This is a genomic window from Micromonospora sp. NPDC051924 (assembly GCF_055586005.1).
In genome coordinates this window covers 147,691-172,646 of record NZ_JBVJJA010000011.1, presented here as the reverse complement: position 1 = coordinate 172,646, position 24,956 = coordinate 147,691, and the positions used below count along the sequence as shown (strand labels likewise).

The 24,956-nt window shown below is 72.9% G+C and carries 24 protein-coding genes, 2 tRNA genes and 1 other RNA gene; 16 read left to right on the top strand and 11 right to left on the bottom strand.

Annotated features, from left to right (window positions below; all coding sequences use genetic code 11):
• Positions 1-134: 134 nt before the first annotated feature.
• Positions 135-1,721 carry a DUF6114 domain-containing protein gene (locus ACZ6S5_RS11930; RefSeq protein ID WP_465999982.1) on the top strand — a complete coding sequence of 529 codons (1,587 nt, stop codon included), beginning with the start codon at positions 135-137 and terminating at the stop codon, positions 1,719-1,721.
• Between the two features lie 65 nt (positions 1,722-1,786).
• On the opposite strand, the gene ACZ6S5_RS11925 is transcribed toward ACZ6S5_RS11930, so the two are convergent.
• Positions 1,787-3,457 carry a DUF885 domain-containing protein gene (locus ACZ6S5_RS11925; protein WP_465999981.1) on the bottom strand — a complete coding sequence of 557 codons (1,671 nt, stop codon included), beginning with the start codon at positions 3,455-3,457 and terminating at the stop codon, positions 1,787-1,789.
• A 177-nt stretch (positions 3,458-3,634) separates the two neighbouring features.
• Here ACZ6S5_RS11925 and ACZ6S5_RS11920 point away from each other — a divergent pair, with 177 nt between their 5' ends.
• Positions 3,635-4,612 carry a DMT family transporter gene (locus ACZ6S5_RS11920; RefSeq protein ID WP_465999980.1) on the top strand — a complete coding sequence of 326 codons (978 nt, stop codon included), beginning with the start codon at positions 3,635-3,637 and terminating at the stop codon, positions 4,610-4,612.
• A 98-nt stretch (positions 4,613-4,710) separates the two neighbouring features.
• Here ACZ6S5_RS11920 and ACZ6S5_RS11915 read toward each other — a convergent pair whose 3' ends face one another.
• Entirely contained in the window at positions 4,711-5,781 is a 1,071-nt protein-coding gene (locus tag ACZ6S5_RS11915) for a PHP domain-containing protein (RefSeq protein ID WP_465999979.1), read from the bottom strand.
• A 69-nt stretch (positions 5,782-5,850) separates the two neighbouring features.
• Positions 5,851-6,603 carry a M23 family metallopeptidase gene (locus tag ACZ6S5_RS11910; protein WP_465999978.1) on the bottom strand — a complete coding sequence of 251 codons (753 nt, stop codon included), beginning with the start codon at positions 6,601-6,603 and terminating at the stop codon, positions 5,851-5,853.
• 103 nt (positions 6,604-6,706) lie between these two features.
• Here ACZ6S5_RS11910 and ACZ6S5_RS11905 point away from each other — a divergent pair, with 103 nt between their 5' ends.
• The 4 genes from ACZ6S5_RS11905 to ACZ6S5_RS11890 all read left to right on the top strand — a co-directional run bounded on the left by ACZ6S5_RS11905 (position 6,707) and on the right by ACZ6S5_RS11890 (position 8,613).
• Positions 6,707-7,099: a hypothetical protein gene (locus ACZ6S5_RS11905; RefSeq protein WP_465999977.1), complete on the top strand. Its 393-nt coding sequence runs from the start codon at positions 6,707-6,709 to the stop codon at positions 7,097-7,099.
• A 71-nt stretch (positions 7,100-7,170) separates the two neighbouring features.
• Positions 7,171-7,341 carry a hypothetical protein gene (locus tag ACZ6S5_RS11900; protein ID WP_265008361.1) on the top strand — a complete coding sequence of 57 codons (171 nt, stop codon included), beginning with the start codon at positions 7,171-7,173 and terminating at the stop codon, positions 7,339-7,341.
• A 119-nt stretch (positions 7,342-7,460) separates the two neighbouring features.
• Positions 7,461-7,985, top strand: coding sequence for a tRNA adenosine deaminase-associated protein (locus ACZ6S5_RS11895; protein ID WP_465999976.1), 525 nt, complete (start codon positions 7,461-7,463; stop codon positions 7,983-7,985).
• A 175-nt stretch (positions 7,986-8,160) separates the two neighbouring features.
• Complete coding sequence (locus tag ACZ6S5_RS11890) at positions 8,161-8,613, top strand: nucleoside deaminase (protein ID WP_465999989.1); 453 nt, start codon at positions 8,161-8,163, stop codon at positions 8,611-8,613.
• 85 nt (positions 8,614-8,698) lie between these two features.
• On the opposite strand, the gene ACZ6S5_RS11885 is transcribed toward ACZ6S5_RS11890, so the two are convergent.
• From ACZ6S5_RS11885 to deoD, 3 genes are all read right to left on the bottom strand, one after another.
• Positions 8,699-9,148 carry an acyl-CoA thioesterase gene (locus ACZ6S5_RS11885; RefSeq protein WP_465999975.1) on the bottom strand — a complete coding sequence of 150 codons (450 nt, stop codon included), beginning with the start codon at positions 9,146-9,148 and terminating at the stop codon, positions 8,699-8,701.
• The gene (locus ACZ6S5_RS11880; protein WP_465999974.1) at positions 9,145-9,783 is read right to left on the bottom strand and encodes a TetR/AcrR family transcriptional regulator; all 639 of its coding nucleotides are present in this window, start codon (positions 9,781-9,783) and stop codon (positions 9,145-9,147) included. Before ACZ6S5_RS11880 ends, ACZ6S5_RS11885 begins: the two co-directional genes overlap by 4 nt.
• 111 nt (positions 9,784-9,894) lie before the next feature.
• Positions 9,895-10,602 carry a purine-nucleoside phosphorylase gene (gene deoD, locus ACZ6S5_RS11875; protein WP_465999973.1) on the bottom strand — a complete coding sequence of 236 codons (708 nt, stop codon included), beginning with the start codon at positions 10,600-10,602 and terminating at the stop codon, positions 9,895-9,897.
• A gap of 75 nt (positions 10,603-10,677) precedes the next feature.
• Here deoD and ACZ6S5_RS11870 point away from each other — a divergent pair.
• A tRNA-Ser gene (locus ACZ6S5_RS11870) sits at positions 10,678-10,767 on the top strand.
• 84 nt (positions 10,768-10,851) lie between these two features.
• Here the strand turns inward: ACZ6S5_RS11870 and ACZ6S5_RS11865 are convergent.
• A complete protein-coding gene (locus tag ACZ6S5_RS11865) occupies positions 10,852-11,454 on the bottom strand; it encodes an HD domain-containing protein (RefSeq protein WP_465999972.1) in 603 nt (200 codons plus the stop codon).
• A 164-nt stretch (positions 11,455-11,618) separates the two neighbouring features.
• On the opposite strand from ACZ6S5_RS11865, the gene ACZ6S5_RS11860 reads away from it, so the two are divergent.
• Positions 11,619-13,265 carry a hypothetical protein gene (locus tag ACZ6S5_RS11860; RefSeq protein WP_465999971.1) on the top strand — a complete coding sequence of 549 codons (1,647 nt, stop codon included), beginning with the start codon at positions 11,619-11,621 and terminating at the stop codon, positions 13,263-13,265.
• A 93-nt stretch (positions 13,266-13,358) separates the two neighbouring features.
• Complete coding sequence (locus ACZ6S5_RS11855) at positions 13,359-14,261, top strand: phosphotransferase enzyme family protein (RefSeq protein WP_465999970.1); 903 nt, start codon at positions 13,359-13,361, stop codon at positions 14,259-14,261.
• Here ACZ6S5_RS11855 and ACZ6S5_RS11850 read toward each other — a convergent pair.
• The 3 genes from ACZ6S5_RS11850 to ACZ6S5_RS11840 are packed head-to-tail and all read right to left on the bottom strand — an operon-like array spanning position 14,246 to position 15,958.
• The gene (locus ACZ6S5_RS11850) at positions 14,246-14,740 is read right to left on the bottom strand and encodes a hypothetical protein (protein WP_465999988.1); all 495 of its coding nucleotides are present in this window, start codon (positions 14,738-14,740) and stop codon (positions 14,246-14,248) included. The two genes, ACZ6S5_RS11855 and ACZ6S5_RS11850, sit on opposite strands and share 16 nt — an antisense overlap.
• Positions 14,741-14,772: 32 nt before the next feature.
• Positions 14,773-15,387 (bottom strand): hypothetical protein, encoded by a 615-nt coding sequence (locus ACZ6S5_RS11845; protein WP_465999969.1) that lies wholly within the window; start codon positions 15,385-15,387, stop codon positions 14,773-14,775.
• Positions 15,388-15,439: 52 nt separating this feature from the next.
• Positions 15,440-15,958, bottom strand: a complete 519-nt coding sequence (locus ACZ6S5_RS11840) for a helix-turn-helix domain-containing protein (RefSeq protein ID WP_465999968.1) — start codon at positions 15,956-15,958, stop codon at positions 15,440-15,442.
• A 95-nt stretch (positions 15,959-16,053) separates the two neighbouring features.
• Here ACZ6S5_RS11840 and ACZ6S5_RS11835 point away from each other — a divergent pair, with 95 nt between their 5' ends.
• The gene (locus tag ACZ6S5_RS11835; RefSeq protein ID WP_465999967.1) at positions 16,054-17,298 is read left to right on the top strand and encodes an MFS transporter; all 1,245 of its coding nucleotides are present in this window, start codon (positions 16,054-16,056) and stop codon (positions 17,296-17,298) included.
• A 277-nt stretch (positions 17,299-17,575) separates the two neighbouring features.
• On the top strand, positions 17,576-18,751 hold the full coding sequence (locus tag ACZ6S5_RS11830; RefSeq protein ID WP_465999966.1) for a right-handed parallel beta-helix repeat-containing protein: 1,176 nt from the start codon (positions 17,576-17,578) through the stop codon (positions 18,749-18,751).
• A 50-nt stretch (positions 18,752-18,801) separates the two neighbouring features.
• Here ACZ6S5_RS11830 and ACZ6S5_RS11825 read toward each other — a convergent pair.
• A tRNA-Ser gene (locus ACZ6S5_RS11825) sits at positions 18,802-18,889 on the bottom strand.
• 82 nt (positions 18,890-18,971) lie between these two features.
• Here ACZ6S5_RS11825 and ffs point away from each other — a divergent pair.
• The 5 genes from ffs (at position 18,972) to ACZ6S5_RS11800 (ending at position 24,859) form a co-directional block, all read left to right on the top strand.
• Positions 18,972-19,062: signal recognition particle sRNA small type (gene ffs, locus ACZ6S5_RS11820), an RNA gene on the top strand.
• Between the two features lie 107 nt (positions 19,063-19,169).
• Positions 19,170-21,836 carry a DNA polymerase III subunit gamma and tau gene (locus ACZ6S5_RS11815; protein WP_465999965.1) on the top strand — a complete coding sequence of 889 codons (2,667 nt, stop codon included), beginning with the start codon at positions 19,170-19,172 and terminating at the stop codon, positions 21,834-21,836.
• Positions 21,837-21,944: 108 nt separating this feature from the next.
• A complete protein-coding gene (locus ACZ6S5_RS11810; protein ID WP_030502117.1) occupies positions 21,945-22,253 on the top strand; it encodes a YbaB/EbfC family nucleoid-associated protein in 309 nt (102 codons plus the stop codon).
• An 8-nt stretch (positions 22,254-22,261) separates the two neighbouring features.
• Positions 22,262-22,855 carry a recombination mediator RecR gene (gene recR, locus ACZ6S5_RS11805; protein WP_151462313.1) on the top strand — a complete coding sequence of 198 codons (594 nt, stop codon included), beginning with the start codon at positions 22,262-22,264 and terminating at the stop codon, positions 22,853-22,855.
• 330 nt (positions 22,856-23,185) lie between these two features.
• On the top strand, positions 23,186-24,859 hold the full coding sequence (locus ACZ6S5_RS11800) for an ABC transporter substrate-binding protein (RefSeq protein WP_465999964.1): 1,674 nt from the start codon (positions 23,186-23,188) through the stop codon (positions 24,857-24,859).
• The last annotated feature ends 97 nt before the right edge of the window (positions 24,860-24,956 follow it).

The window sequence follows — 24,956 nt, the reverse complement described above, 5'->3', positions numbered from 1 at the left end:
CCCCCCCCCCCCCCCCCCCCCCCCCCCCCCCCCCCCCCCCCCCCCCCCCCCCCCCCCCCCCCCCCCCCCCCCCCCCCCCCCCCCCCCCCCCCCTCGACCCTGTTCCACGCCGACAGCACCGCCAGGAGGAGTACGTGACAACCGCCGAGACGCAGCACGCCCGGCCCGGTCGGGTCGGTGAGGCGTGGCGTGGGTTCCGCCGCTGGCGGCGGACCCGGCCGTTCTGGGGCGGGCTCTTCACCGCGCTGGCCGGCCTGGAGATCTTCGGCACCACGCAGATGAGCCTGAACGGCCTCACCTTCCAGATGGGGCCGACCGGCTTCCTGTCCTGGCTGATCCCGGTCATCCTGGTCGCCTGCGGGATGCTGCTCTGGTTCACCCCGGCGCAGCGCATGTTCTACGCGATCGTCGCGGGGATCACCGCGGTCTACTCGCTGATCGGGGTCAACCTCGGCGGCTTCTTCATCGGCCTGCTGCTCGGCATGGTGGGTGCCGCCCTCGGCTTCGCCTGGGTGCCGACCAAGAAGGCGGCCCCGGCCGGCGAGCCGCTGGTCGACGCCGGACCGGCCGACGAAGAGGACACGAGCCCGGCCGAGGACGAGCCGGCCCTCGTCGACGAGCTGCTGCCCCGGCAGCGCGAGGACGAGACGACGGGCGTGCTCACCGACACGCTGCCCGAGCCGCGCAACCCGCTGCGGGAGCCGGCCCCCACCGAGGCCGCCGACACCACCCAGGTGCTGCCGGCCGTCGGCCCCGACGGGCCGGAGCGACCCGGGCACCGCGACCCGAAGCTGTACGGCATCCTGCTGGTGGTCGCCAGCGTCTCGGCGGCCGGCCTCTTCGCGCTCCGCGGTGAGCAGCCAGCGCTCGCCGCGCCCACCGCCTGCCCGACGGCCACCACCTCCGCCGCCCCCCAGCCGTCCGCGTCCGCCTCCAGCTCGGCCTCGGCGTCGGCTTCGGCCAGCCAGAGCCCGACGCCCGAGGCGACCTCGGACGGCAACCTGCTCACCGACATCGTCGACGGCATCACCGGCCTGTTCACCGGCGGCGACTCGAGCAGCAGCGAGCCGTCGCCGACCCCGACGCCGAGCAGCTCGGCGGCGCCGGCCGCCGAGCCCATGGCGACCGGCACCACCCCCAGCGAGAGCGGCACCAGCGCGGCCCCGGCACCGAGCGCGAGCGCCTCGGCGAAGCCCGCCACCAAGCCGGGTGGCGGCACCTGCACTGAGCCGCGGCCGACCAAGCCGAAGCCGGTCGAGGCGGGCAAGCCGCTGCCCCGGATCGCCGCCGAGTCGGGCCAGCCGGTCGTCGCCGATCCGGTGTCCAAGCTGACCGGGTCGGAGGTGACCATGAGCGGGCTGCGGTTCGACGGGGTCGTCGAGCTGCCGACCCGCGACGGCACGCTCAAGTGCCTGAAGTTCAGCATGGACAAGGCGGTCACCGACGACTTCGTCCTGCAGGCGAGCGGTCCGGCGGGCAAGCACCAGCGGTACGTCACCGACCAGCTCACCGTCCAGGGGGATGTGGCCTTCTACGCCACCCGCTTCGTCGGGTACCTGCTCGGTATCAAGATCACGCTGACCCCGGACCTGCCGTTCCCCGACGGCATCCCGATCACCTCGCCGCTGCCGATCACCTTCACCGACCCCTCGATCGACCTGGCGTACGTCGACTCGGACGTCCTCACCGCCAAGCCGAAGCTCGAACTCGACCTGGCCTGATCCGCCGGACACGCGAAACGGCCGGGAGCCGGAGGTGACCTCCGACTCCCGGCCGTTCGTCTCGGCTAGAGCCGGGCCAGCGCCCGGCGCAGCGGGTCGAGGCCCAGCGCGCCCAGGTCGAGCGCCTGACGGTGGAACTCCTTGAGGTCGAAGTCGGCCCCCTTGCGGGCCTTCGCCTCGTCCCGGGCCTGGAGCCAGATCCGCTCGCCCACCTTGTACGAGGGCGCCTGCCCCGGCCAGCCCAGGTAGCGGTTGAGTTCGAAGCGCAGGTTCTCGTCCGGCACCCGGCAGTGCGCCCGCATGAACTCCCAGCCCAGCTCCGGCGTCCAGCGCTCGCCCGGGTGGAAGCCGAACGGGTTGTCCTTAGGGATCTCCAGCTCCAGGTGCATGCCGATGTCAACGATCACCCGGGCCGCGCGGAACGCCTGCGCGTCGAGCATGCCGAGCTTGTCGCCCGGGTCGTCCAGGTAGCCCAGGTCGTCCATCAGCCGCTCCGAGTAGAGCGCCCAGCCCTCGCCGTGCCCGGAGACCCAGCAGAGCAGCCGCTGCCAGCGGTTGAGCTTCTCGGCGCGGACGGCCGTCTGCGCGACCTGGAGGTGGTGGCCCGGCACGCCTTCGTGGTAGACGGTGGTCACCTCACGCCAGGTGGAGAAGTCGGTGATGCCCTGCGGCACCGCCCACCACATCCGGCCCGGCCGGGAGAAGTCCTCGCTCGGGCCGGTGTAGTAGATGGCGCCGTCGCTGGTCGGCGCGAGGCAGCACTCGATCCGGCGGACCTGCTCCGGGATGTCGAAGTGGGTGCCGTGCAGGTCGCTGATCGCCTTGTCGGCCAGCGCCTGCATCCAGTCCCGGAACGCCTCCTTGCCCTGGATGGTGCGGGCCGGGTCGGCGTCCAGCGCACTGACGGCGTCATCGATGCTGGCACCCGGACCCGCGATGCGCTGGGCAACGGTTCGCATCTCGGCCTCCAGGCGGGCCAGCTCCGCGAAACCCCAGGCGTACGTCTCGTCGAGGTCGACCCTGGCGCCGAGGAAGTACTGCGAGGCCAGCTCGTACCGTTCCCGGCCGGCGGCCTGCTTCTCCCGGCCCTGGGGCGCCAGCTCGGTACGGAGGAACTGCCCGAACTCGGCGGTGGCCCCGGTGGCGGCGGCGGCTCCCTTGCGCAGCTCGGCGCCGAGCACGCCGTCGACCCCGAGCCGTTCGACCAGCCCGTGGAAGAAGTTGTCGCCGTTCGGGTCCGTCCAGATGTCGCACTGCTTGGCGACCTCGACGAGCTGCACCCGCGAGCTGACCTTGCCCGCCGCGGCCGCCTCGCGCAGCGTCCGCTTGTATCCCTCCAGCGCCGCCGGGAAGCCGTTGAGCCGGGCGGCGACGTTCGCCTTCGCGTCGTCGCCCTCGGTCGGCATGAGATCGAACACCATGCGGAGGTCGTGCAGCCCGCTGGCGATCACGTTGACCTCGCTGGTCGTCTCGCCGGCCTCGTGCCGGGCGAGCTCCAGGCCGAGGCGTTCCTGCATCGCCTCCTTGGCGGTCCGCTCGGCCTCGGTGTCCGGCTCGGTCACGTCGAGGTCGGCCAGGGCGCGCCGGGTCAGGTCGGCGCGGGCCGCGTAGCCCTCCGGGGAGAGGTCGTCGAGCTGGTCGTCGTAGCCGGCGATGCCGACGTAGGTGGCACCGGTCGGGCTCAGCGGCGCCCAGTCGGCCACGTACCGGTTGGCGAGGTCATCGATTCGTCCCACGGTGCGACCCTACGTGACCGCGCCACCCCGTTGTCGACCATGTTCGCCGTGTTCGGAAGCAGATCAGGCGGGTCGAGGTCTGGTCCATGCCCCCGGGGCAGGTCTCTTGCTGTGGCCCGCGACACGGCGTCCGATTTTCGCGGGACTTCGTCGTACCCCTGCGGCAGAGTGTCAGGGGTGAACACGGACTTGACTCCTGACCGGGCGGCGCTGCGGAGCTGGCTGCCCGGCTTCCTCGCGCTCGGCGTGATCTGGGGTTCCAGCTTCCTCTTCATCAAGGTCGGGGTGACCGAGCTGCACCCGCTGCACCTCACCCTCTACCGGGTCGCCACCGGTGCGGTGACCCTGCTGCTGGTGCTGGCCGTGCTGCGTGACCGGCTGCCCCGCGAGCCCCGGGTCTGGGCGCACCTGCTGGTGGTCGCCGCGTTCGGCGTCGCCCTGCCGTTCACCCTGTTCGGCTTCGGCGAGCAGCGGGTCGAGTCGATGCTCGCCGGCATCTGGAACGCCACCACTCCGCTGATCGTGCTGCCGCTGGCGGTGCTGGTCTTCCGTACCGAGCGGTTGACCGTGCGCCGGGCGGTCGGGCTGGCGCTGGGCTTCGCCGGCGTGCTGGTGGTGCTGGGCGTCTGGGAGGGCATCGGCGGCTCGCACTTCACCGGCCAGCTCATGTGCCTGGGCGCGGCGGCCTGCTACGGCGTGGCCATCCCGTACCAGAAGAAGTTCATCGCCGGGAGCGCGTACTCCGGGCTGTCGTTGTCCGCGGCGCAGCTGCTGGTCGCGACCGCGCAGCTCGCGGTGGTCGCGCCGCTGGTCGCCGGCGCGCCGCCGGTGCCGACGGGCCTCTCCCTGCGGGTGGTGGCCAGCGTGCTGGCGCTCGGCGCGCTCGGCACCGGGCTGGCCTTCGTGATCAACCTGCGCAACATCCGGGTCGCCGGGGCGAGCACCGCGTCCACCGTCACGTACCTGATCCCGGTCTTCGCCGTGCTGGTCGGCGCGGTGGTGCTCGACGAGCGGATGAACTGGCACCAGCCGGCGGGCGCGCTGATCGTGCTCGTCGGCGTGGCGGTCGCCCAGGGGGTGCTCGGCCGGCGCCGCCCGCGGACCGTCGTCGGCGCCCCGGCGGTGCCGGCCGCCGAACCGGCCGCGCGCCGCTGAGGCCGGCCGGCCACCACGTCGGCGATCCGGCGGTGTCCGGCGGGTCGGGATGCCGCCAGGTCGGCGAGGCGACGGTGTCCGGGCGGGGGCCGCGCCGGTCAGCGGTGGCCGGCCGCCCACTTCACCAGGCGGTCCGCCTTCCAGGTGTTGACCACGCGGCTGGCCGGTACGCCGCAGAGCGCCGCCCGCTCGCAGCCGAACCGCTGCCAGTCGAGCTGACCGGGCGCGTGGGCGTCGGTGTTGATGACGAACCGGCAGCCGGCTTCCAGGGCACGGCGGATCAGCCGCTTCGGCGGGTCCTGGCGCTCCGGCCGGGAGTTGATCTCGACGGCGACGTCGTGTTCGGCGCAGGCGGCGAAGACGGCATCCGGGTCGAAGTCGCTCTCGGCCCGGGTACGCGCCCGGTGCCCCCGGTCGCCCGGGCCCTTCACCCCCGCCGGCCGGGACGACACCATCCGCCCGGTGCAGTGCCCGAGGATGTCCAGGTGCGGGTTGGCGATCGCGGTGAGCATCCGCCGGGTCATCTTCGCCCGCTCGTCGTTCAGGCCGCTGTGCACCGAGCCGACCACCACGTCGAGCCGGGCGAGCAGCTTCTCGTCCTGGTCCAGCGAGCCGTCGGCGAGGATGTCCACCTCGATGCCGGTGAGGATGCGGAAGCCCTTCGGCAGCGCCTCGTTCACCGCCGCCACGTGGTCGAGCTGCCGGCGCAGCCGCTCCGCGGTCAGCCCCCGAGCCACCTTCAGGCGGGGCGAGTGATCGGTGAGCACCAGGTACTCGTGGCCCAGCTCGACCGCGGCCAAGGCCATCTCCTCGATCGGCGACCCGCCGTCGGACCAGTCGGAGTGGGTGTGGCAGTCGCCGCGCAGCGCGTCCCGCAGCTTCGCCGCGGCCTCGTCCAGGTCGGTGCCCTCGGTGGCGACCAGCCGGCGCAGGTAGACCGGCTCCTCGCCGGCCAGCGACTCGGTGACGCAGCGGGCGGTGACGTCGCCGACCCCGGCCAGTTCGGTGAGCTTCCCGGTGCGGGCGCGCTCGGCGACCTCCCCGGTGGGCAGGGCGGCGAGCGCGTTGGCCGCCGACCGGAACGCCCGGACCCGGTAGGTGGCCTCATTCGCCTTCTCCAGCAGGAACGCGATCCGGCGCAGGTCGGCGATGGGATCCCGGGCAGTCATGCCCTGCAACCTACGCGCCCGGGTCGCCGGCCGCCGGGCGTCGTGCGGGGTGTCGGGAGTGGACGGCGCTCAGCCGGCGCCGGCGGTGGTGGTGGGGGCCTTCGGGCAGCCGTGCTTCTGCTGCCAGGCGGCCACCTCGGTGGCCGGTCCCCGGTTGCCGCCCTTACGCCAGGAGTTCAGGTAGGGGGCGGGCCAGATCACGCCGCGCCGGATCCACCAGTCGTCGTGGCCGGTGCACTTCGGCGAGAGCCCGAAGTGCAGGTGGCACACGTTGTTGGCGTTGCCGGTGTGGCCCACCTTGCCGAGCTGCTGCCCGGCCTTGACGCGTACGCCGGCGTCGATGCCGGTGGCGATCGCGCTCAGGTGGGAGCCGTAGTAGCGCACCCCGTCGTCGCCGAGCAGCGACACCGACAGCCCCCCGTTGTACGGGCCGAGCGGGCCGCTCCTGGAGAACCGGTCCACCCGGCTCACCTCGAGGATCCGGCCGTCGGTGACCGCCACGACCGGCTCCCCGCAGTCGGCGAAGATGTCCGTCCCGGGGTAGGCGGAGTGGGTCGGGTGGTAGTCGACGTTGCTCGCCTTCACCGGGAAGACGTGCCGCAGGTTCGCCCGGGTCGACGAGGGGGCGGCGGAGGTGGGTGCGGCGGTGGGCGGCGCCGCCGGCTGACCCGCGGTGGCCGTCGCGCCCGGCGTCTGCCAGGAGCTGTCCGTGTCGGCCGCCGGGCGGGTGCCGGGAGCGCACCCGGCGATCAGGGCCGGCACGACCAGCAGCAGGATCGGGTACGCCGAACGCGGACGGCGGCCGATCGATCGCGAGCGCATCCGGCCATCCTGACAGACCAGTACCGTGGGCACGAACGCTGAGCGTCCCCGGTTGCGCTGCGTGATGTCGGTACGTGCACGATCCGTGAAGGGAGCAGGGGCGATGAACGGGTGGCAGGCCGTCCCCGGGGAGCCCGCGCCGGGCCCCGGCCGCCCCGCGCCGCGTACCCCGTCGGGGCTCTTCCCGGCCGGGGCGCCGATGCGGCCGGTCTGGCGCGAGCCGTACCCGGTTACCGGTGGCGGCGTCGCGGTCGGCGCCGTCACGGCCTTCGTCTGGCTGCTGCTGTTCGGCCTGCTCGGCCACGATGTGCCCAGCTACGCGTGGTGGACGGTGATCGCCGGCGGGCTGGCCTGGCTGGCCGCCCTGGCGCTGGTCCGGTACGGCGACCGGGGCGTGGCGACCGGGGTCGCGATCGTCACCGCGGGCGGCTGGAGCATCGCCGCGGCGATCGTCGCGGTCCGCTGGGCGCAGAGCGGGAACTGGCCGCTCTGGTGACTTTGAGTGAGGGTGTCGCTGCGCAGCGAACGCCTCTTGACGTACCCGCGGTGACGGTTCACTCTCGCCGTATGGCCTGGACCACCCCGCCGCGGCTCGACCCCGAGCGGAGCCGCCGCCGCCTGCAACTCCTCGCCGAGTTGGCCGGCGCCCGCGCGGTACGTCAGCGCGAGCGGCCGCAGCGGGTCAACACCGAGCGTCTGCGCCAACTCATCGCCACCCGCCGGCGCGTCGCCGGCTGACCGACTTTCTCCCAGGAACGGCCGGCCCTTCGGGGCGTTGACCGGTCGCCTGCCGACCCGACCGGTTAACGTGCACGCGTGACGAGTCGGCGTGCTGCCGAGGCCAATTTGGGGGGACCGTGTCGTACTTCGCTGCTGCCGTGGCGCGCGTCGAGGGCGGCTGGACCGCCGACGAGGTGAGCCTGCGGGGCGTCACCGATATCGAGGAGGTCGCCGACCGGCTGCGCGACGTCGAGCCGGACGCCGACCTGTCCCTGCTCTTCGTCGAGGCCGACGACACCTACCTGGTGATCCTGCGCCTGGACGAGGGCGAGGACCTGCGGATCTTCGGCTCGGACTCGGCGTACGCGGAGGAGTCCCAGCTCGGCGCCCTGCTGATCGGCGACCTGAAGACCTCGGTCACCGGCCTGGAGGACACCGAGGAGCCGCGCGCCGCCGGTGGCGACGAGGAGACCGAGCAGCCGGCCGTGGATCCGGAGGCCGACCCGGTGGGCGACGCGGACATCCTCGCCGATCTGGGCATCCCGGCGCAGAAGCTGCTCACCCTCTCCGGGCACGAGGGCATGATGCCGGCCGACGTGACCGCCGCGATCTGCCAGGTGCTGGGCTGCGCGGACGAGGTCGAGGAGCTGCGTGAGGTCTGAGCCGGCCGGGCCCTGGACCGGCGGGGGCGAGCCGGCCGACGTCACCGACCCGGCGCTGGAGACCGTACGCCCGGGGCAGCCGACCCCGGGCCGGCCGGGCCGGGTGGGGCCCGGTGCGGACGAGGGGCTGGCCGACCCGGGTGGCGTGGGGCGCCGGCAGCGGCACGAGCTGTGGATGCGCCGGGCCCTGGAGGTCGCGGTGACCGGCCCGGACACCGCCCCGCCGGCGGACGGCGACGCGGCGGTCGAGGACGTACCCGTGGGGGCGGTCCTCTACGGCCCGGACGGCGCCGAGCTGGCGATCGGGCGGAACGAGCGGGAGCTGACCGGGGACCCGACCGCGCACGCCGAGGTGCTGGCGCTGCGCCGGGCCGCCGAGCGGCTGGGGCGCTGGCGGCTGGCCGGCTGCACCCTGGTGGTGACCCTGGAGCCCTGCACGATGTGCGCGGGGGCGATCGCGCTGGCCCGGGTCTCGACGGTGGTCTTCGGCGCATGGGAGCCGAAGACGGGTGCGGTCGGCTCGCTCTGGGACGTGCTGCGCGACCGCCGTCTCACCCACCGCCCCGAGGTGTACGGCGGCGTCCTGGAAACGGAGAGCGCCGCCCTGCTGCGCGCCTTCTTCCGCTGAGACCGCGCCGCTGATCCACTCCGGTTTGCGGCAGTCCGGGGTGTCCACGCGCACGGACGCCCCGACCTGCCGCCGACGGAGTCGATCAAGCGGCTCCGGCCGGCGCCGGGCGGAGCAGGGTTTCGGCGACCGCGCGGGCGGCGTCGCTCCACGGGGCGGGACGCAGGGTGGCCGGGTCGAGCCGGACGATGGCCCGGGTGCCCTCCGCGTAGACCGTGTCGCCGTCGACCGAGCGGAACTGGAAGGCGTACTCGGCGCTGCTGGTGCCGAAGTGCTCCAGCCAGAAGTGCACCGCGACCGGGCCGGTGGTGGCGATCGGGGCGCGGTAGCGGATGGTGAACTCGCGGACCGCGTGGAACACGTCGGGCGAGCTGTGCCGGCCCTGGAAGCCGTGCCCCCGGTCGGTCCAGTACGGGGTGAGCGCCCGCTCCAGCAGCACCGCGTACCGGGCGTTGTGCAGGATGCCGAGGGCGTCGAGGTCGTCGAAGTGCACCGTGACGTGCTCGACGTGACCGAAGTGGGTGAGGTCGCTCATCGCGGGCCTTCCGTGAGCAGGGTCTGGTCCGGGCAAAGCGCCCGTAGGCGGTGCAGCAGGCCCTGGCGGGCGTGCCGGTAGGTGGCCTCCGGCTCCAGCAGCCGGGACCGCATCGCCGCGCTGATGCCGAGGGCGTCGATCTCGTACGCCAGTTGCGCCACGTCCAGGTCGGCGGGGAGCTCGCCGAGGTCGACCGCCTCCTGGACGAGGCGTTCGAGCAGGGTGGTCCAGCTGCCGAACGCGGCGGCGAGCCGGTCCCGGACCGGGCCGGGGCGGGCGTTGTACTCGAACTCGGTGTTGGCGAAGAAACAGCTGCCGGGAAGCACCCGGGCGGCGTAGAAGTCGATCCGGGCCTCGTGCAGGGCCCGCAGGCGCCGGACGCCGCGCGGGGCGCGCAGCGCCGGCGCGACGATGCGCTCCTGCCACTGCGTCACCGCCCGCTCGACGGTGGCGAGCTGGAGGGCCTCCTTGGACCGCCAGTGCGCGAACAGGCCGGACTTGCTCACCCCGAGCCGGTCGGCGAGCTGGCCGAGGGAGAGCCCGTCCAGGCCCACCTCGGTGGCCAGCGCCACGGCGGTGTCGAGCACCGCGGTGCGGGTGCGGTCGCCGCGGGCCACGCGTCCGTCGGAGGTCATGCGGCGAGCGTAACCGAAAAAAGCACGACCGGTCGTATTTATTTTTGTGAGGTGGAACGCGCGACCGCCCCGGCACCGGACGGTGACGGGGCGGCCGTGGACGCGGATCGATCAGGCGATGGCGGTGTCGAGGGCGATCTCGACCATCTGGCCGAAGGTCTGCTCGCGCTCCTGCGAAGTGGTCTTCTCGCCGGTCTTGATGTGGTCGCTGACCGTCAGGATGGTCAGCGCGCGGGCCTTGAACCGGGCGGCGATCGTGTAGAGCGCCGCCGACTCCATCTCCACCGCGAGCACGCCGTAGTCGGCGAGGGCGTCGTAAAGGTCCGGCCGGTCCGTGTAGAAGGCGTCCGCCGCCAGGATCGGGCCCACGTGCATGGTGATGCCGCGCCGCTCGGCCACCTCGACCGAGGTACGCAGCAGCCCGAAGTCGGCCACCGGGGCGTAGTCGATCAGGCCGTCGAACCGCATCCGGTTCATGTTCGAGTCGGTGGACGAACCGATCGCGGCGATCACGTCCCGCAACTGGAGGTCCTCGGTCAGGGCGCCGCAGGAGCCGACCCGGATCAGCGTCTTCACGCCGTACTCGTTGATCAGCTCGTGGGCGTAGATGGAGGCGGAGGGCATGCCCATGCCGGAGCCCTGGACGGAGACCTCGACGCCGTTCCAGCGGCCGGTGAAGCCCAGCATGCCGCGGACCGTCGTGTAGCAGCGGGCGTCCTCGAGGTAGGTCTCCGCGATCCACTTGGCCCGCAGCGGGTCACCCGGCATCAGGACCCGCTCGGCGATCTCTCCCGGCTCAGCGCCGATGTGCGTACTCATGGCAAAGATCCTGCCAGGCCGGGCCGGGGGATACCGGTTCGGCGTCCGGACCGGTGGTCCTGTACCCTACTCGGCGGTGGCGTGTCCGAGTGGCCTAAGGAGCACGCCTCGAAAGCGTGTGAGGGTTTACGCCCTCCGCGGGTTCAAATCCCGCCGCCACCGCCAACCGGAAACGCCCGGTCGATCCGCAGGGATCGGCCGGGCGTTCCGCTTTCTGGCGTGCCCTGTCCTCGTTCGGAGCCGGGACGACTAGGCGTCGAGAGGATGCGCGGTGATCCGGAGACGTCCGCCGGTTTCGAGCGCCTGTGCTGCCGCACTGGACGGCTTGCGTTCCGCCTGGTTCTCGAACGAGGCCAGGAACTTCATGGCGAAGTCGAGTCGGGGGTACCGGTCGAGCACGCTGTTCCTGCTGGCCTCGGAGAATTCCTCAGGACGTCGTCCTGCCACGTCCCAGGCCGTCGCGACCTGCAGCAGGTGGGACTCGGCATCCTCGGCGGCGGACACGTCGGCGCGCATGTGGGTGACGATGATGTGTTCCACGCGGGCCGCGCGGGCCTCGGGCCAGCCGGCGGCGACTCCGAATACCCACGCGAGCTTCCCGCCGGCCTCCTCGAACGGAAGCGAATGACTGTCGAACGGCTCGGTGAGCCCGGCATCGTGCAGGAGGGCCGAGACGCAGTACAGCTCGTCATCGAAGGCAATTCCATGTGCACGGGCGTACATCACCCCCCACAGGTATGACCGGATGGAGTGGTTGAGCAGCGCAGGCGAGCAGTAACGGGTGGCCACGGACCGCGCCGCCGTCCCCCCAGGCGTGACGGGAAGTTCCGGCAATCCGGAAGACTCGGTCATAGGCGGATTGTAGTTCCGGCACCTCTGGCATCAGACCCCCCGTTTGCATCTTCAGCCCCGTTCGCGCCGACCATTCGGTCGACGGTGATCATCGATCCACCCCTCTAGGGTGTCGGCACGTCCATATCGAACGGGGGGTTCTCATGCGGCGGAAAACTGCCAGTGTGTCCGTTCTCGCGGTCCTGGCCGGGCTGGCACTCGGTGCCCCTGCGGAGGCGGCGGGCGGGGTCCAGACGATCAGCCGGGAGGGCGTCGTCCTGCAGTACGAGCGGGTGGCGAAGGCGGGTACCCCGCTACCCCGGTCGGTAACGGGGACCTGGGCCACCCGTTCGGACTTCGACGGCGACGGCATCGACGACGTCGCGGCCATGGGCGACCCCTCCAACTACACCCTCCCGTTGACCCCGACCGGCGTGGTGGCCGTGCGCTACTCGTCCGCGCCGCAGGTCGACTACTTCCTGGGTGTCCTGGGCTCCGACGGCGGCTGTGGCTGCTTCGGCACCGCGCTCGTGGCGGGTGACTTCAACGGCGACCGCTACGACGACCTGGTGATCGGTGACCAGGACGAGGTGGATCCGGGCAACAAGGCGCACGCCGGCGGGGTCTGGATCATCCCCGGCAGCAGCACGGGCCTGGTGGTCGGCTCGGCGCGCCATTTCAGCCAGAGCTCGCCCGGGGTGCCCGGTGACCCGGAGGAGTACGACCGGTTCGGTGGGGCGCTCGCGGCCGGCGACATCAACGGGGATGGCCGGGACGACCTCGCGATCGGCGCGTACGGGGAGTCGATCGGCACCAAGAAGGACGCGGGCTCGGTCACCGTTCTCGTTGGCAGCGCGACCGGCCTGACGGCCACCGGTGCCGCCTTCTTCAGCCAGGACCAGTCGGCGGTGCCCGGAACGTCCGAGCCGAATGACCACTTCGGCTACACCCTGGCGATCGGGAAGGTCAACAGCGACCGGTACGCCGACCTGGTCATCGGCGCTCCGCAGGAGGACGACGGCAGCTCCGCGGACGGCAGCGGCGTGGTCACCCTGATGTGGGGCTCGGCCACCGGGGTGTCCACCACCGGCGCCACGGCGGTGACCGGCGCGGCGCTGATCGGGGCGATGGACCAGATCGACACCGTCGCCTGGTACCTGGGTGAGGCGCTCGCCATCGGTGACGTGAACGGTGACGGGCTGGGCGAGGTGATCGCCGGGACGCCCGGCGCCCAGACCCCTGGCATCAACGGTGGCCTGGTCGTGGTCTTCACCGGCCGCTCCGCCGGTCTGTCCAGCGGCGCCGTCCGGGTCATCACGCAACGCACCTCAGGGGTGCCAGGATCACCGGAGGACGGCGACCGCTTCGGGGCGGCGCTCGCGGTCGGCGACGTGACCGGCGACGGCAAGGCGGACGTGCTGGTCGGCGCGCCGGGCGAGCGGGTCGGGACGGCGCTGGAAGCCGGCTCGGTCACCCTGCTCAAGGGTTCCGCCGCCGGGCTGACCGGCAGCGGCGCCCAGGCGTTCTACCAGGGCCAGTCGGGCGTCCCGAGTTCGGCCGAGGGCGGGGACAAGTTCGGGGCCTCGGTCGCGCTGCTCAACCTCGACGGCAGAGGCGCGCTGGACGCCGTCGTTGCGGCGCCCGGTGAGGAGGTGACCGGGGACCTCGCCGGCTACCCGTCCGGGTCGGTAACTCGGTTCAACGGCGGCATCGGGGGGCTCGTGCCGCAGTCCGCGATGTGGACCGGGTTGAGCACGCGCAGCGACCACGTCTGGCCTCAGCGGTACGGCCTGCGGATCGCCGGGCCGCAGAGCGGCGGCCCGCTGTACTGAGTCCGCCGCCGACGGTCGAAGCGCCCCGAACCGCCCGGGGAGGCGGCCGAAAGCCGCTCGCCGGATTCCCGCTTCGCTGTTTGACTGCACCGGATGATCGACGAGGCGCTGTTGCGGCCGGTGCTGACCGACGCGTGGGGGATCACCGGTCCGGTGATCACGCCGCACCACGGTGGCATGAACTCGGCGACCTGGTTCATCACGGCGGGCGACGAACGTTGGGTGGCGAAGGCCGTCGCGCCCGGCGCGCGCCGCGCGTTCGTGGGTGGTCTCACCGTCGCCGGGCACGTCGAGGCGGGCGGTGTCCCGGCGGGCGTCCCGGTACCGACCGGACAGGGCAGCCTGGTGGCGAACGTCGCCGGGGTTCCGCTCGCCCTCCTGCGCTGGGTGGACGGGAAGGAACTCGATGGCGGCACTGCGGACGAGCGGCGGCTGATCGGTCGGACCCTCGGTCGGGTGCACGAGGCGCTGCGGGACGTGCGGGTGGCGGACGTCGACCGGTTCCACTGGCTGGATCCGGCCGCCGGGCACCTGGCGGTCCGCCCGTGGGTGCGGCCTGCGGTCGCGGCGGCGGTGGCGGCGTACGAGGCACTCGAAGCCCCGCTGCTCGCCTGGGGGCTGCTGCACACCGACCCGGCCCCGGAGGCGTTCCGGCTGGATCCGGCGACCGGGGTGTGCGGCCTGATCGACTGGGGAGTGGCCCTCACCGGCCCGCTGCTCTACGACCTCGCCTCGGCGGTGATGTACGTCGGTGGCCCGGAGCGGGCCGGTGACCTGGTCGAGGCGTACCTGGCGAGCGGGACGCTCTCCCCGGCGGAGGTCGAGCGCGGGCTGGCGACCATGCTGCGCTTCCGCTGGGCGGTGCAGGCGGACTACTTCGCCCGGCGGCTGACCACCGGCGACCTGACCGGGATCGCGAGTGCCGCCGGAAACGAGAAGGGCCTGGCGGACGCCGGGGAGTGGCTGGCCCGGCTCGCTGGTCAGCAGGGGCCGTAGCCCTCGTCGAAGAAGCGGCGGGCCCACTCCGCGTACCCGGCGATGATCTTCCGGACCGTCGTTCCGTCGTGCAGGAAGAGGTACCCCCGGTCGCCGTCGCGGGCGAGCAGCCCGTCGAGCCGGTACGTCCCCTGTGGAGCGGCCAGCTTGACCGCCGACGGGTACGCGGCCCGGACCTCGGCGACGGGCGTGCCGACGGTGATCCCCTCGGGCGTGCTCATCGGATCGTCGAGCCAGAGCAGGACGAGCCGGTCGTCGACGAAGACCGGACTGACCGACCCGTGCCCGGTCAGCGTCGGCCCGCAGGCGTCCACCTCCGTACGCAGCACTCCGCGCCGGGTCAGTTCCTCCTCGGTGGCACCGAACTCGGCGTTGCCCAGCCCGTTCAGGCCGACCACCTCCGCCGCCCCGACCGGTCGGGCCGGCACGTCCGGCTCCTGTGGACGGACGCCGCTGCCGGCGATCGAGGCAGCCGCCATCAGCGCGGCAATGAAGCCGAATTGTCGCAGTTTCATGGCATCCCCCAGTCCCCAACGGGACCGGGGCGATGAGGTTGCTGGTCCGGGCCGGATTGCCGCAGTTCCCACTCCTCGGCAAGCTCGTCCCAGTAGTCGGCGGAGAGCCCGCGCCGGCCGTGAGCCAGCCAGCCGGCCGTGTCGCGTTCCAGATGCAGGCCGAGTTCGGCGAAGGGGTCGATCCAGGGCCCGGGCTCGGCGCCCAGTCGGGCCAGCGCCGCGTTGATCGGCCACTCGCCGCGCGGCCGGTCCAGCGTGCGGTCGAAGTGCGGCCCCCAGCTCACCTCGCCGCCCAGCCAGGCCACCGCCGCCTGGTGGCCCAGCCCGCCCGCGAACTCCGCCTCCAGGTAGGCCACCGGGCCCTGCCGTGACCAGCTGGCCAGCAGTTCAACCAGGGCCGGCGACAGGACGAGTCGGAAGGGCTGCTCCGCCGACGGTTCCCCGGTGGCGAAGTTCGGCAGGTCGCCGGTCAGTTCCTGAACCAGTTGCGGGGTGACCGGCAGCAGCGCGAAGTCCTGGCGGAGCGCGGCGAGGACCGCGTGGTCCAGGTCGGCGGTCTGCTCGCGGAGCAGTTCGACGTCGGCCACCACCCCGCTGAGCTGGTAACTCATCCGGTCCTCTCGGCGTCCACAGGCTGTGGATGGAACATGTGTACGACGGCGGTCAGTTGTCCACAGGCGGGGAGTCGGTCATCTCGAAGGCCATCACCGTCGCGCCCACCCGGACCGTACCGGGGGCGTGCGGCGGGCGCGCCGCGTCGTGCAGTTCGGTCATGATCGCGTGCAGGCGGCTGCGGGCCGCCGCCCAGTCCTCGGGGGAGACCCAGAGTTCGGCGTCGACGGTGACCCCGGCGGTCTCCGCGGCCCGGTGGGCCACCCGGTCCAGCAGGTTGCGGGCCAGCGACTCGGCGAGCAGCGCCTGCCCCTCCTGCTGTTCGGTCAGCCAGGGCCCGCGTACCGCGCGGTAGCGGCGCTCCTGGCCGCCGCGCCGGCTGCGGACGTCGGCCAGCTCCACCAGGCCGACGGCATCCAGCCGGCGCAGGTGCTGGCTGGCGAGGGCGTGCGAGATCTCCAGTTCGCGGGCGAGCGCCGCGGCGGACAGCGGCGCGCTCCACAGCAGCGAGAGCATGCGCAGCCGTACCGGATGGGCCAGCGCGCGCAGGCGCGGATCAGTGGTGCTCACGGCCGCCATTGAACCGCACCGGACCGGCGGGCGACCCCCAAGCATTGACTTGGGGGTCGGCGGTGGACAGAATCGGCCCGCACGGGGGAGGCGGCATGGGTTGGGGTACGACAAGAGTCCTGGGCAACCGTGACGCCGGCCGCTACCTGGTGGCCGTGCTGGTGTCCGGGTTCGGCACGGCGGCGATGCTGCTGGTCGCTGGCATCTGGGTGAAGGACCTGACCGGGTCGAGCAGCCTCGCCGGGCTGGTCACCCTCGGCCTCTGGGGGCCGACCCTGGTCGGACCGTTGATCGGGGTGCTCGCCGACCGGTTCCGCCGGCGGCCCCTGCTGATCGTCCTGCACGTCACGATGGCCGCCCTGCTGCCCGTGCTGCTGCTGGTCGACACCGCCGCCGAGGTGTGGCTGATCTTCGCGGTGGCGGTTGCGTACGGGATCAGCTTCGTGCTCATCGACTCGGCCGAGGCCGCGCTGGTGCCGTCGGTGGTCCCCGGCGAGCTGCTCGGCGACTTCAACGGGCTGCGGATGACGGTCAACGAGGGGATGAAGCTGCTCGCCCCGCTGGTCGGGGCCGGTCTCTTCGCCGCGTACGGCGGGCACCCGGTGGTGCTGCTCGACACCGCCACCTTCGCCCTCGCCGCGTTGGTCCTCGCCCTGCTGCGGGTACGCGAACAACCACCGCCGCCGCCCGATCCGTGGGGTCGGCAGCTCGCCGACGGGCTGGGCCACCTGCGCCGGCACGGCCCGCTCCGGCACCTCGTCGTCTGCACCGGTGCCGCGATGCTGCTGATCGGGATCAACGGCGCCCTGGCGTACGCCGTGGTCGACGCCGGCCTGCACCGGCCGCCGGAGTTCAACGGCGTACTCGGCACGGTGCAGGGCGTCGGCTCGCTGGTCGGCGGCCTGGCCGCCGGGACGCTGCTGCGCCGGCTCGGCGACCGGCGGGTGACCGCGGCGGCGGTCGTGCTCCTCGCCGCGGGCCTGGCGCTGCGGGCCGTGCCCGCCCTCGCCCCGGTGGTCGCCGGCACCCTGGCGGTCGGGGTCGGCGCGCCACTGGTGCTGATCACCGTCTGGACCGCCGTGCAGCGGGAGACGCCGGGCGCGCTGGTCGGCCGCGTTTCCGCCGCCGTCAACACCCTCACCTTCGGCCCCGGCACCCTCGCCGTGCTCGCCGGCGCGGGCGTGCTGGCCCTGGTCGATCACCGGGTGATCCAGCTGGTCGCGGCGGCCGGCGCGCTGCTGCTGGCCGGCTGGGCGCTGCGCGGTGGCGCCCGTGGCGACGTGCCGGAGCAGGCACCGGCCGACCCGACCCTGGCCGCTGCCTCGGGCGACAGGAGCTGACCGCGCCCGGAGAGAGGTCTGCCCGGGCGGAGCCGCCCCGGTCACCACCGGCCGGGAGCCGGCTCGGGGACACACGGATCGCCCGCCGAATGCAATCATCGACTCCGATGCGGTGGGACTCCGCCGCCGTCACGGGGGATCGGCACAGACTGAACAGCATGCGGTCCGGCGTACGCCGGACCGCTCGTTGACGCGTCCACTTCCTCCGCTCGGCGGCTTCCGCCGTACCTCGACCCGTCACGGGCCGAGGGCCCACCACCCTCAGGAGGAAGCACGCATGCAGGACAAGCGTTCCGACCGTCGCCAACTGCTCCGGGCGGCGGCGGTCACCGCCGGCGCCGCCGTCGCCGCGCCGGCACTGGGCGGCATCACGCCCGCCCAGGCCGCCGCCCTCGCGTCCACCGGCGCGATCCCGTGGGTCGGCCCCGCCGGCTCCGGGGCCACCTACGAGGTGGATCCGACCGTGGGTGCCCAGGCCGCCATCAACGCCGCGCTGGGCACCGCCAGCCAGAAGGCCGTCTACGTCGCGCCCGGCACCTACACCGTGAAGGCCCCGGTGGTGCTCTACGACAAGCAGGCCCTGATCGGTGCCGGCCCGCTCGTCACGATGCTGCGCGCCGGTTCCGGCTTCAGCGGGTCGGCCCTCGTCGTCACTCCCTCGGGCGCCTACACCGGCTCCCGGCAGTGCGTCACCGACATCGGACTCGACGCCGCCAACCTGGTGGCGAACGGGATCAACTTCCAGATGAACGCCACCCCCGGCTCGTACGGGCCGGACCCCGCGCCCTGGCTGACCCGGGTCTTCGTCACCCGTACCACCGGCGACGGCATCTATCTGGGGGGCACGTACTCGGGCGGGATGCGGGAATTCAAGCTCACCGACTGCCGGGTGGAGAACGCCGGCGGATGGGGCTACAACCTGCAGTCCTCGGACGGCTTCGTCAGCGGCTGCTCCTGCCAGGGTGGCGACGCCGGCGGCTACCTGATCAGCGGCGGCAACATCAAGGTCTGGGGCAGCAAGGTCTACGGCACGGGCACCTCGTCGACGCCCGGCCCGGGGTTCCGGCTCGAGTCGGCCCGCGCCACGGTGGTGGGCTGCGAGGCCCAGGACACCGCCGGCAACGGGTTCGAGATCGTCGCCGCGAACTGCACGGTGTCCGGCTGCACCGCCGACTCGACGGGGGTCGGTGGCACCGGCCTGGACCAGAACTCGGCGGGCTTCTACGTCGGGGCGTCGGCGGTCAGCGTGGAGGGCGGCGCCTTCCAGCGGGCCGGCGGTGGCGCAGGGTGGATCGAGAACACCGACCCGGGCATGCGGTGCGCGCTCTACCTGGCCAGTGGCGTCGACTACGTCTCCGTGCGCCTCGTCACCGGCTCGGCCCGGCCGGTGCCGTTCCAGCGCCTGATCAGCGGCACGGCCGGCACGCACTGTTCGATCTCCGTGCTCGGCTGAGGCACGTACCACGAAGGGCCGGCCCCGATCGGGGCCGGCCCTTCCGTCGATGGCGGAGGATACGAGATTCGAACTCGTGAGGGTGTTAACCCAACACGCTTTCCAAGCGTGCGCCCTAGGCCTCTAGGCGAATCCTCCGCGAGCCAGGATACAGGTCCCCCGCGGGTGGGCCACCCCACCACCCCCTGAAGATCGACGACGGGTCGGGTAAGCTTGGCGGCACCCCCCGTGCGGCGTGCATCTCGTGAACCTCCCCAGGGCCGGAAGGCAGCAAGGATAAGCGGGCTCTGACGGGTGCACGGGGGGCCTTTCTGTCTCCGGGTGCCGGTAACGTTCCTGCGGGTCAGGTCACGGGGTGGTGGGTGGTCACCCACGCCTGACCGGCGCAGAATGGCTCGGTCGAGAGGAGGCGGGACGGGTGGCACTGGCCCTTTACCGCAAGTACCGGCCCCGTACGTTTGCCGAGGTCATCGGCCAGGAGCACGTCACCGAGCCACTGTCGCAGGCGCTGCGCAGCGGGCGGCTGAACCACGCCTACCTCTTCTCCGGCCCCCGGGGTTGCGGCAAGACCTCCAGCGCCCGGATCCTGGCCCGCTCGCTCAACTGCGAGCAGGGCCCCACGCCCGAGCCGTGCGGGCAGTGTGAGTCCTGCCGCTCGCTGGCCCCCGACGGCGGCGGGTCGATCGACGTCATCGAGATCGACGCAGCCAGCCACGGCGGCGTCGACGACGCCCGCGAACTGCGCGAGAAGGCGTTCTTCGCGCCGGCCAAGAGCCGCTTCAAGATCTATGTCATCGACGAGGCGCACATGGTCTCGTCGGCCGGCTTCAACGCCCTGCTCAAGCTGGTCGAGGAGCCCCCGGAGTACGTCAAGTTCATCTTCGCCACCACCGAGCCGGAGAAGGTCCTCGGCACGATCAAGTCGCGGACCCACCACTACCCGTTCCGGCTGTTTCCGCCGAAGGTGGTCCGCCCCTATCTGGAGCAGCTCTGCGAGGCGGAGGGGGTCACCGTCGAGCCGGCGGTCTTTCCGTTGGTGGTGCGCGCCGGTGGCGGCAGCATGCGGGACAGCCTCTCCGTGCTCGACCAGCTCATCGCCGGCGCCGGCTCGGAGGGGGTCAGCTACGCCCGGGCCGCCGCGCTGCTCGGCGTCACCGACTCGGCGCTGATCGACGAGATGTGCGACGCGCTGGCCGCCGGGGACGGCGCGGCCGCGTACGCCACCGTCGACCGGGTCGCCGAGGCCGGGCACGACCTGCGCCGGTTCGCCTCCGACCTGCTGGAACGGCTGCGCGACCTGATCGTCATGCAGCAGGTGCCGGACGCCGCCGCCAAGGGCCTGATCGACGGCCCGGACGACCAGATCGAGCGGATGGCCGCCCAGGCCCAGCGGCTCGGTCCGGCCACCCTGTCCCGCTGCGCCGACATCGTGCACAACGGTCTGGTCGAGATGCGCGGCACCACCGCGCCCCGGCTGCTGCTGGAGCTGATCTGCGCCCGGATGCTGCTGCCCGGCGTGGACGACACGACCGGTGGCCTGCTCCAGCGCCTGGAGCGGATGGAGCGCCGGCTCACCCTGGGTGGCGGCGAGCTGCCGTCGGCCGCCGCCGGCCCCGCGCCGGTCGCCCCCGCCCCGGAGGTACGCCCGGCGTCTCCCGCCCCGACCGCGGCTGCCGCCGCGACCCACCCGGAGACCGCCGGCACGCCGGCGGCTGCCGCTGCCCCGTCCGGGCCGGCCGCCGCCCGCGCCGCCGCCGCGGCGGCCGGTGCCCGTTCGGCGTCGGCCCGACCGGCCGACCCGCCGGCGAGCGGTGCCGCCCAGCCGGGCCCGGGTGCCCGCCCCGCCGACCGGTCCGCCAGCGGTTCCGCCCCGCCGGCCCCGGGTCCGGCGGACCGGGCTCCCGGCGGCCCGGCCGACGGTCCGGCGTCCGGCGCGCCCGCCCGGCGTCCCGTGCCGGCCTCGGCGGTGATGCCCGACCCGGCGACCCCCGAGCCGCCCCGGCCGGGTGCCGCCCCGCCCGGCGCGCTCGACGCCGTCGCGGTGCGGAGGGTCTGGCCCGAGGTGGTCGGCAAGGTCAACCGGAGCAACAAGCGGATCGCCGCGCTGATGCGTGACGCGGTGGTCCGCGACCTGGACGGCGACACGCTGGTGCTGACCGTGAAGTCGACGGTGCTGGCGAAGATGATGGCCGATCACGCCGCGGTGCTGACCGACGCGCTCTACGAGGAGCTGGGCGGCCGCTGGCAGATCCGCTGCGAGGTGGCCGGGGAGCGGGGTGCCGCGTCGTTGGGCGGCCCGGCCCGCCCGTCCGCGCCTCGACCGTCGGCCGGCCCGGACGCGCCGTCCGGTCCGACCGGCGCGGAGACCCGGAGCGGTTCCGGTGGGGCAGCCCGGTCCGCCGGACCGGCGCGTCGGCCGGCCGGTTCCGGGGGCGACCCGGCCGGCGCCGACGACGAGGAGGACTGGCCGGAACCGGCGCGACCGGGCGGTGCCGAGCAGCGGGGCGAGCCGGTCGCGGCGGCCGGGGACGACTGGCCGGAGGCGGCCCGCCCGGGCGGGGCGGCAACCGCCGCGCCGACCACCGCACCGACGGGGACCACCGCACCGACCGGGTCCAGCGCACCGATCGGGCCGAGCGCGCCGATCGGGTCCACCGCGCCGGCGGTCCCGGCACCCGCCGTACCGAAGCCGGCCGGACCGCCGACCGCCCCGCCGCAGCCGGCGACGGGTGCGGCCAACGGCGCGCCGAAGAGCAGCGCGATCGCGGCGGCCCGGGCGGCCGCGGCGGCCGCCGCCGGTGGCGGGCCGAAGGGTCCACGGGCCGCGCAGGCGGCCCGGCCGACCGCGGATGCCGAGTGGGCCGGCGAGCCGCCCTACGACCCGGACTTCGACGGGCCGATCCGGTCGGGCGCCCGCCCGGCGGCGCCGGCCACCCCGGCCTACGAGGGCTTCGATCCGGGCGACGAGCCGCTGGACGACGTGATCGACGAGCGGACCGCCCGGCAGTCCAGCGAGGAGCAGGCGGTGCAGTTGCTCCGCGAGGTGTTCGGGGCGGAGAAGATCGACGAGGTCGACGCGCGCTGAGGCGGTGTCGACCGGCGAGGACAGGAGCCGCCGCCCGACTAGGCTGGGCGCGGCCGATCGGACGAGTGCGAGAAGGAGCCATCCGTGCGCCCAGGTGGACAGCCGAACATGCAGCAGATGCTGAAGCAGGCGCAGAAGATGCAGCAGCAGATCGCCAAGGCCCAGGCCGAGCTGGCCGAGGCGGAGCTGACCGGCACCGCGGGCGGTGGCCTGGTCACCGCCACCGTCGCCGGCACCGGTGAGCTGAAGGCGATCAAGATCGACCCGAAGGCGGTCGACCCGGAGGACGTGGAGACCCTGGAGGACCTGGTCGTCGCGGCCGTGCACAACGCCGCCGAGGCGGCCCGGGAGCTGACCGAGAAGAAGATGGGCCCGGTCGCGGGCGGGATGGGCGGCCTCGGCCTGCCCGGGTTCTGAGCCGGCAGATGTACGAGGGTGCCATCCAGGACCTGATCGACGAGCTGGGCCGGCTCCCGGGCGTGGGCCCGAAGAGCGCCCAGCGGATCGCCTTCCACGTCCTGTCGGCGGATCCGGCCGACGTGAACCGGCTGGCCGGTGCGCTGCGCAAGGTGAAGGAGCTGGTGCGCTTCTGCACCACCTGCTACAACGTCGCCGAGTCGGAGCAGTGCCGGATCTGCCGTGACCCCCGGCGTACCGACGAGGTGCTCTGCGTGGTCGAGGAGCCGAAGGACGTGGTGGCGATCGAGCGGACCGGCGAGTTCCGCGGTCGCTACCACGTGCTCGGCGGCGCGATCAATCCGCTGGAGGGGATCGGCCCGGACAACCTGCGCATCCGCGAGCTGATGACCCGGCTCGGCGGGGGTGCCGTGCGCGAGCTGATCCTCGCCACCGACCCGAACACCGAGGGCGAGGCGACGGCGACGTACCTGGCCCTGATGGTCAAGCCGATGGGGATCGCGGTGACCCGGCTGGCGAGCGGCCTGCCGGTCGGCGGCGACCTCGAGTACGCCGACGAGATCACCCTGGGCCGGGCGTTCGAGGGCCGCCGGGCGGTCTGAACCGGTGTCGCGGGTGCCGTCCGGCTCCGGGCGGCGCCCGCCACCGTGTCCGGCGTAACCGGAATGTGGGACGGGTGTGGTTCGCCACGTGCTCGGGCGATGCGCCGTAACGTGGAGCGATTTGTGGGTCTATGTCGGATCCCACCATCTGCGCCTCGCTGTGACAGCCCCGTTTGTCGATGGCTCAAGCGCTGTCAGACCCGGCGGCTTGGTGTCGGCTTGATAGCGATTGCCTAACGGCCGTTCCGCTCGCTGTGTGTCGTGTCATAGCCTCCCGCTCACAGACTGAGCCACAACTCGGCGTGGTCATGCGCATGACAGAGGTGAGAGATGCAGGCGAGCAGGCTTAAGGCGGCCGTGGCCCTCGCGGCCGCTGCCGCTTTGGCGGTCGGGGCGTCCGGCTGCGCCAAGAGCGAGCGCGACGGGGACGGCGGTGGTGCGGCCAAGACCGGCGGCACCTTCGTCTTCGCCGGCGCCGGTGACCCGAAGAACTTCGACCCGATCTTCAACGACGACGGTGAGTCGTTCCGGCCGATCCGCCAGATGTACGACACCCTCATCCAGAACAAGCCGGGTACGGCTGACCTGCAGGGTGCCCTGGCGGAGAGCTGGGAGCACGACGCCGACGGCAAGGTCTGGACCTTCCACCTCCGCAAGGGCGTGAAGTTCCACGACGGCACCGACTTCAACGCCGCGGCGGTCTGCTTCAACTTCGACCGCTGGTACAACATGAAGGGCGCCGCCGCCCAGTCGCAGATGCTCTACTACATGGACGTCTTCGGCGGCTTTGCGAAGAACGAGAGCCCCGACGCGGGCGACCCGGTCTACAACAAGTGCGAGGCGAAGGACGACGCCACCGCAGTCGTCACGATGAACCAGTACAAGGGCGCCTTCCCGGGTGCCTTCGCGCTCACCGCGCTCTCGATCGCCAGCCCGACCGCGCTCAAGCAGTACGACGCCGACACGGTCAAGCAGAACGGCGACTCGTTCGAGTACAGCGCGTTCGCCAACGAGCACCCGGTCGGCACCGGCCCGTTCAAGTACAGCGGCTGGGACAAGGCCAAGGGCGAGATCACCCTGGAGCGGAACCCCGACTACTGGGGCGAGAAGGCCAAGGTCGACAAGCTCGTCATCAAGATCATCAAGGACGAGAACACCCGTAAGCAGGAGCTGCGCGCGGGCACCGTCCAGGGCATCGACTTCCCGGCCCCGGCCGACCGCAAGGCGCTCTCGGGTGAGGGCTTCCAGGTCCTCGACCGCCCGGCGTTCAACATCCTCTACCTCGGCTTCAACCAGAAGAACCCGAAGCTGAAGGACCTGCGGGTGCGCCAGGCGATCGCCTACGCCCTCAACCGTCAGCAGCTCGTCCAGACCAAGGGCCCGGGTGGCACCAAGGTCGCCGACGAGTTCATGCCGGACACCGTGCTCGGCTACGCCCAGGACGTGCAGAAGTACGACTACAACGTCGACAAGGCGAAGCAGCTCCTCAAGGAGGCTGGCGCCGAGCACCTGACGCTCAACTTCTACTACCCGACCGACGTCTCCCGGCCGTACATGCCGAACCCGCAGGAGATCTTCACCGTCCTGGCCAACGACCTGCAGGCCGTCGGCATCAAGGTCAACGGTGTGGCCCGCCCGTGGAACGGTGGCTACAAGGACGACGTGCAGCAGTTCGGCAAGCACGACCTGCACCTGCTCGGCTGGACCGGTGACTACAACGACCCGGGCAACTTCGTCGGCACGTTCTTCGGCCGCGCCAAGGTCGAGTTCGGCGACCAGGCGATGACCGACATGTTCGCGGCCATCACCAAGGCCGACGGCACGGTCGACGAGGCCGGCAAGAAGGCCGCCTGGGAGCAGGTCAACCGCGACATCGCCAGCAAGTGGCTGCCGGCCGTGCCGATCTGGCACGCTCCGCCGGCCATCGTGGTCACCAAGGACGTCAAGGGTCTGGTCGCCAGCCCGCTGACCGACGAGCGGTTCAACACCGTCAGCCTCGGCTGAGGACGCCGCTGACCCGCTGACGCGTACACGGAAACGGCCCGGGCCGGGCTCCCCGGCCCGGGCCGATTCCGCAGCTACCGAGAGTCTGGTGTGTGAG